Source organism: Caballeronia sp. M23-90, assembly GCF_053574605.1.
The window spans coordinates 1-5,341 of record NZ_JBSIPA010000438.1 but is presented as its reverse complement, the minus strand read 5'-3'; the positions used below and the strand labels follow the sequence as shown (position 1 = coordinate 5,341).

At 61.9% G+C, this 5,341-nt stretch carries 5 protein-coding genes; 3 read left to right on the top strand and 2 right to left on the bottom strand.

All coding sequences use genetic code 11. The annotated features are described in order from the left end of the window. From ACRXB1_RS29300 to ACRXB1_RS29290, 3 genes are all read left to right on the top strand, one after another. Positions 1–546: EamA family transporter (locus ACRXB1_RS29300; protein ID WP_449494016.1), on the top strand; the 546-nt coding region annotated here is incomplete at its 5' end. Between the two features lie 108 nt (positions 547–654). Further along, the gene (locus ACRXB1_RS29295; RefSeq protein ID WP_174363773.1) at positions 655–1,548 is read left to right on the top strand and encodes a LysR family transcriptional regulator; all 894 of its coding nucleotides are present in this window, start codon (positions 655–657) and stop codon (positions 1,546–1,548) included. Between the two features lie 113 nt (positions 1,549–1,661). After that, complete coding sequence (locus ACRXB1_RS29290) at positions 1,662–2,666, top strand: aldo/keto reductase (protein WP_449494015.1); 1,005 nt, start codon at positions 1,662–1,664, stop codon at positions 2,664–2,666. Between the two features lie 82 nt (positions 2,667–2,748). Here ACRXB1_RS29290 and ilvD read toward each other — a convergent pair whose 3' ends face one another. Together ilvD and ACRXB1_RS29280 are read right to left on the bottom strand one after the other, a co-directional pair. Continuing rightward, entirely contained in the window at positions 2,749–4,611 is a 1,863-nt protein-coding gene (gene ilvD, locus ACRXB1_RS29285) for a dihydroxy-acid dehydratase (protein WP_075357412.1), read from the bottom strand. 148 nt (positions 4,612–4,759) lie between these two features. Further along, on the bottom strand, positions 4,760–5,143 hold the full coding sequence (locus ACRXB1_RS29280) for a VOC family protein (RefSeq protein ID WP_449494017.1): 384 nt from the start codon (positions 5,141–5,143) through the stop codon (positions 4,760–4,762). Positions 5,144–5,341 lie beyond the last annotated feature (198 nt).

Here is a 5,341-nt window from a genome sequence, read left to right as displayed (position 1 = left end):
TTGACGCTCGGCGCGGCGCTGTTCGCGCATGAGGCGATCGGGCCGCTGCACGTGTTCGGGGTCGTATTGATCTCAAGCGGGATCATCGCGCTTGCGCTGGAAGGCGGGAAAGTTTCGCGGGCGGGCGTGGCGGACGCGCTGATGACCGGCGCAACAATCGCGCTTTATACGGTGGTCGATGGTATCGGCGTGCGCTCGTCCAGCGGCGAGCCACTCACCTACACCGTGTGGATGTTCCTGTTCTACTGGCTGATGCCCGTGCTGTTCATCGCAATGCGCGGGGTCACTGCACTCTGGGCACCAGTACGCGATGCGACAGCGGCGGTCGTGTCATCGATCGGGGGCGGCCTTGTGTCCATCGCGGCGTACGGCATCGTGATCTGGGCGATGCAGTCGGGCGCCATGGGCGCGGTATCGGCGTTGCGCGAGACCAGCGTAGTGTTCGCGGTGCTGATAGGGCGTGTGTTTCTGCGCGAAACGGTCAGTGCGAAGCGCTGGCTGGCGTGCCTGGTCGTCGCGGCCGGGGCGGTTTGTTTGGGGCTTTGACGTATCTTTTCACCCGCCGCGTTTCCTATCGAACCTTCAAGTGATGCGGCCGCCGACGATCATGACTAGCCGGTAGAATCCGCAAACACCCATGAGCCGGATTCATCAATGCCCCGTGAAAATTTCAATGACCTGCTCGCCTTCATCACCGTCGCGCGCGCGCAGAGTTTCACTAAAGCGGCGGCTCAAATGGGCGTGTCGCAATCGGCGCTCAGCCATACGATCAGAGCGCTGGAAACGCGGCTCGGCGTCCGGCTGCTCACTCGGACGACCCGCAGCGTTTCGCCGACCGAAGCGGGAGAACGGCTGCTCAATACCGTCGCGCCGCGATTCGACGAGATCGAGACCGAATTGAAAGCGGTCACGGAACTCAGAGACAAGCCGGCAGGAACCATCCGCATCACGGCGACCGATCACTCGACCCGCACGGTGCTCTGGCCGAAGCTGTCGAAGGTTCTGAAGAAGTATCCGGATATCAAGGTCGAGATCATCACCGACTACGGTCTGTCCGATATCGTCGCGGATCGTTACGACATTGGTATCCGCAACGGCAATCAGGTCGCCAAGGACATGATCGCCGTGCGCATTGCGCCGGACATGCGCATGGGGATCGTCGGTTCTCCCGCGTACCTGAAAAACCGCAAGCCGCCTGCAAAACCCCAGGACCTGACTGCGCATGACTGCATCAACCTGCGGTTGCCCACGCATGGTTCGTTCTACGCATGGGAGCTTAAAAAAGGGGCGCGCGAGGTCCAGGTGCGTGTTGAAGGTCAACTCGCGTTCAACGGAACCTATCAGATGCTCGACGCCGCGTTAGCCGGTTACGGCCTGGCGTACCTTCCAGCCGATATCGTGCAACCCCACATCGCAGCCGGCCGTCTTCAATGGGTGCTGGAGGACTGGAGTCCTACGTTCCCCGGCTTGCATGCTTATTACGCAAGCCGCCGCCAGTCCTCGCGTGCGATGTCGTTGATCATCGACGCCCTGCGTCACAGCAAATGAATGTCACCCGTTCATTCATGAACCACGTTCATGAGGGCATGCCGTTTATGGGCCTTTATCGATTAAATGTCTCTCTTTATCATCTGCAATGAACCACTCATTCGGAGAGACCCATGGACTATCGTTATCTGGGGCGAAGTGCCCTTAAAGTTTCACCGCTCTGCCTCGGAGCAATGATGTTCGGTGGCGAGACTGACGAACCGGCGTCCAAACGCATCATCAGCAAAGCATTCGACCAGGGAATCAACTTCATCGATACCGCCGACGTCTATCATGCCGGACGCTCCGAAGAGGTGGTCGGTCGCGCGATAGCCGGCAAGCGCGACAATTGGGTCGTGGCGACGAAGTTCGGCTACCCGACACAGCAAGGTCCCAACGAACAAGGCCAGTCGCGCAAGTGGATCATCCAGTCCGTCGAGGCGAGCCTCAAGCGTCTCGACACAGACTACATCGATATCCTTTACTTTCATCGCGCCCTGCTCGACGCGCCGCTGGAAGAAGGCGTGCGCGCCATCGGCGACCTGATCCGCCAGGGGAAAGTGCGGTATTTCGGTTTATCGAATTTCAAGGGCTGGCGGATCGCCGAGATCGTTCGTCTCGCGGATCAGCTCGGCATCGACCGGCCGGTCGCGAGCGAGCCGCTGTACAACATGGTGGATCGCACGGCCGAGGTCGAACAATTTCCGGCCGCCGCGCATTACGGGGTGGGTGTCGTGCCATACAGCCCGCTCGCTCGCGGTGTGCTGACCGGCAAGTACAAGGCGGATTCCGCGCCGCCGGACGATTCCCGTGCCGGTCGCGGCGACAAGCGTATTCACCAGACCGAGTTCCGGCCGGAGTCGCTGGAAATTGCGCAGAAACTCGCTGCTCATGCGGCCGAGCGCGGCACGAATTCGATCGCCTTCGCGCTCGCCTGGGTGCTGAACAATAAGTTCGTCAGTTCCACGATCGCGGGACCGCGCACCGAAGCGCACTGGGACAGCTACATGGACGCGCTCACCCTGAAGCTCGATGCCCGGGATGAGGCGTTCGTGGACAGTCTTGTGCCGCCTGGACACACATCGACGCCGGGATACACCGATCCCGGCTATCCGGTCGAAGGACGGCGGGTGGATTAAACCGCCCTCGAATGTTTGCGCCGGGCTTCGGGCTCCGATTGCCGGGCTCCAATGTCTTCACGCAACGGAGCCCTGACGGCGCTTACTTGCGCTTGAGTTGCGACAGATCGCGCACGGCACCACGATCGGCCGATGTTGCAAGCGCCGCGTACGCCTGCAACGCGAGCGACACCACGCGCTCGCGATTCACCGGCATCCAAGCCTTGTCGCCGCGTGCTTCCATGACTTCGCGACGGCGCGCCAGTTCCGCATCCGGTACCGCCAGATGCATCTTGCGATTCGGGATATCGATCTCGATCACATCGCCCTCTTCCACCAGCCCGATCGTGCCGCCTTCGGCCGCTTCCGGCGATGCATGCCCGATCACGAGCCCCGACGAACCGCCGGAGAACCGGCCATCGGTGAAGAGCGCGCAGCTCTTGCCCAGGCCCTTCGACTTCAGGTACGACGTGGGGTAGAGCATTTCCTGCATGCCCGGACCGCCCTTCGGACCTTCGTAACGGATCACGACTACGTCACCCGCCACGACCTGGTCGCCCAGGATGGCTTCGACGGCGTCATCCTGGCTCTCGAACACGCGTGCGCGACCCGAGAACAGCCATTGCGATTCATCGACACCCGCCGTCTTGACGATACACCCCTTCTCCGCCAGATTGCCGTACAGCACGGCGAGGCCGCCGTCCTTCGAATACGCGTCCTGCTTGCTGCGGATACAGCCGGTCTTGCGGTCGGTATCGAGTGAGGCGAAGGTCGCTTCCTGGCTGAACGCTACGGTCGTCGGAATGCCGCCAGGCGCCGCGCGGAAAAACTTCTGCGCTTCTTCGCCCGCGCCGCCCGCGATGTCCCACTTCGCAATCGCGTCGCCAAGCGTCCCGCTATGCACGTTGCCGCACGAGAGGTCGAGCAGCCCGGCGCGTGCGAGCTCGCCGAGAATGCCGGGAATCCCGCCCGCGCGATGCACGTCCTCGATGTGGTACTTGTCGGTCGCGGGCGCCGCCTTGCAAAGACACGGCACGTTGCGCGAGATGCGGTCGATATCGGACATCGTGAAATCGACGCCGGCTTCCTGCGCGGCCGCCAGCAGATGCAGCACGGTGTTGGTCGAACCGCCCATGGCGACGTCGAGCGTCATGGCATTCTTGAACGCCTGCTTGGTCGCGATACTGCGCGGCAAAACCGATGCGTCCTCTTCCTGGTAATAACGGCGGCACAGATCCACCACGAGACGCCCGGCCTGTTCGAACAGCCCCTTGCGCCATGCATGCGTAGCGACGATCGTGCCGTTGCCCGGCAACGCCAGACCGATTGCTTCGGTCAGGCAGTTCATCGAATTCGCGGTGAACATGCCCGAGCACGAACCGCACGTCGGGCACGCGTTGCGCTCGATCTCCGCCACTTCGGCGTCGCTCACCTTCGAGTCGGCGGCCTTGATCATTGCGTCGATCAAGTCGATCTTCGCGATCACCTGACCGTCGGTCGGCGATTTGACCTTGCCGGCTTCCATCGGACCGCCGGAGACGAACACGACCGGGATGTTCAGGCGCATGGCGGCCATCAGCATGCCCGGCGTGATCTTGTCGCAATTGGAGATGCAGACCATGGCGTCGGCGCAGTGCGCATTGACCATGTACTCCACCGAGTCGGCGATCAGTTCGCGCGACGGCAGCGAATACAGCATGCCGCCGTGACCCATGGCAATGCCGTCGTCCACCGCGATGGTGTTGAATTCCTTCGCGACGCCGCCGGCCGCTTCGATTTCCTTCGCGACCAGCGCGCCGAGATCGCGCAGATGCACATGGCCCGGCACGAACTGCGTGAACGAGTTCACGACCGCAATGATGGGCTTGCCGAAGTCGCCGTCCTTCATGCCGGTGGCGCGCCACAGGGCGCGGGCGCCGGCCATGTTGCGGCCATGAGTCGATGTGCGTGATCGATAGTGGGGCATCTGTACCTCTGTATTGTGGTTATCCGAATCTGTGTTACGCCCGGGCCGGTTCATCGGCCGCAGGGAAACCCGGATTTTGCGAGACCACCGGTAAGACGTCCAATATCTTTTTTCGGCGAAATTAGGTCGTGAAAAGTATCAATCCTGCCTAGAGGCCGAATGTCCCGCGATACTGCTCGTCGGCATCCGAGCGCGTGTTGATTTCGACCAGCACACCGCCCGGCACTTCGCAGAAAAACCGCGAGCCGCGTTCGTGCTTGAACACGCCGGTTTTCATCCCGACGCCCGCTGCGATCATCCGATCGTGAAGCGCGCGAACTTCGTCGAGCGTCGCCAGTTCGAAGCCGATGTGAAAGTTGTGGGGCCACTCGACCGGATGGTCGCCGGCGTCTTCGATCACGATGTCGAAGCCCGGGCGTTTCAGGATCCAGCTCGCCCCGCGACCGGCGACAGTGCAGCCCAGATGCGCTTCGAAGAAGGTTGCCGTGGCGCTGACATCGGACGAAGGGAAGCTCATGTGATTGAGCTTCATTGCCGTGCTGACAGAGGTGGTGGTATTTGCGTTGGTGGTAATGGTGCTCATGTCGATCTCCGTTGATGCGGAGCGCTCCTTGCGTTCCGTACGGAAATGTTACGAGTAAAAGCTCGCGTTTTATACTCGCGTCGCCGCTTGGGCCTTAGGAGCCGCCGAGGCCCGTACTACGGGCGTTTCGGGCCGCGCGGCGCTGGC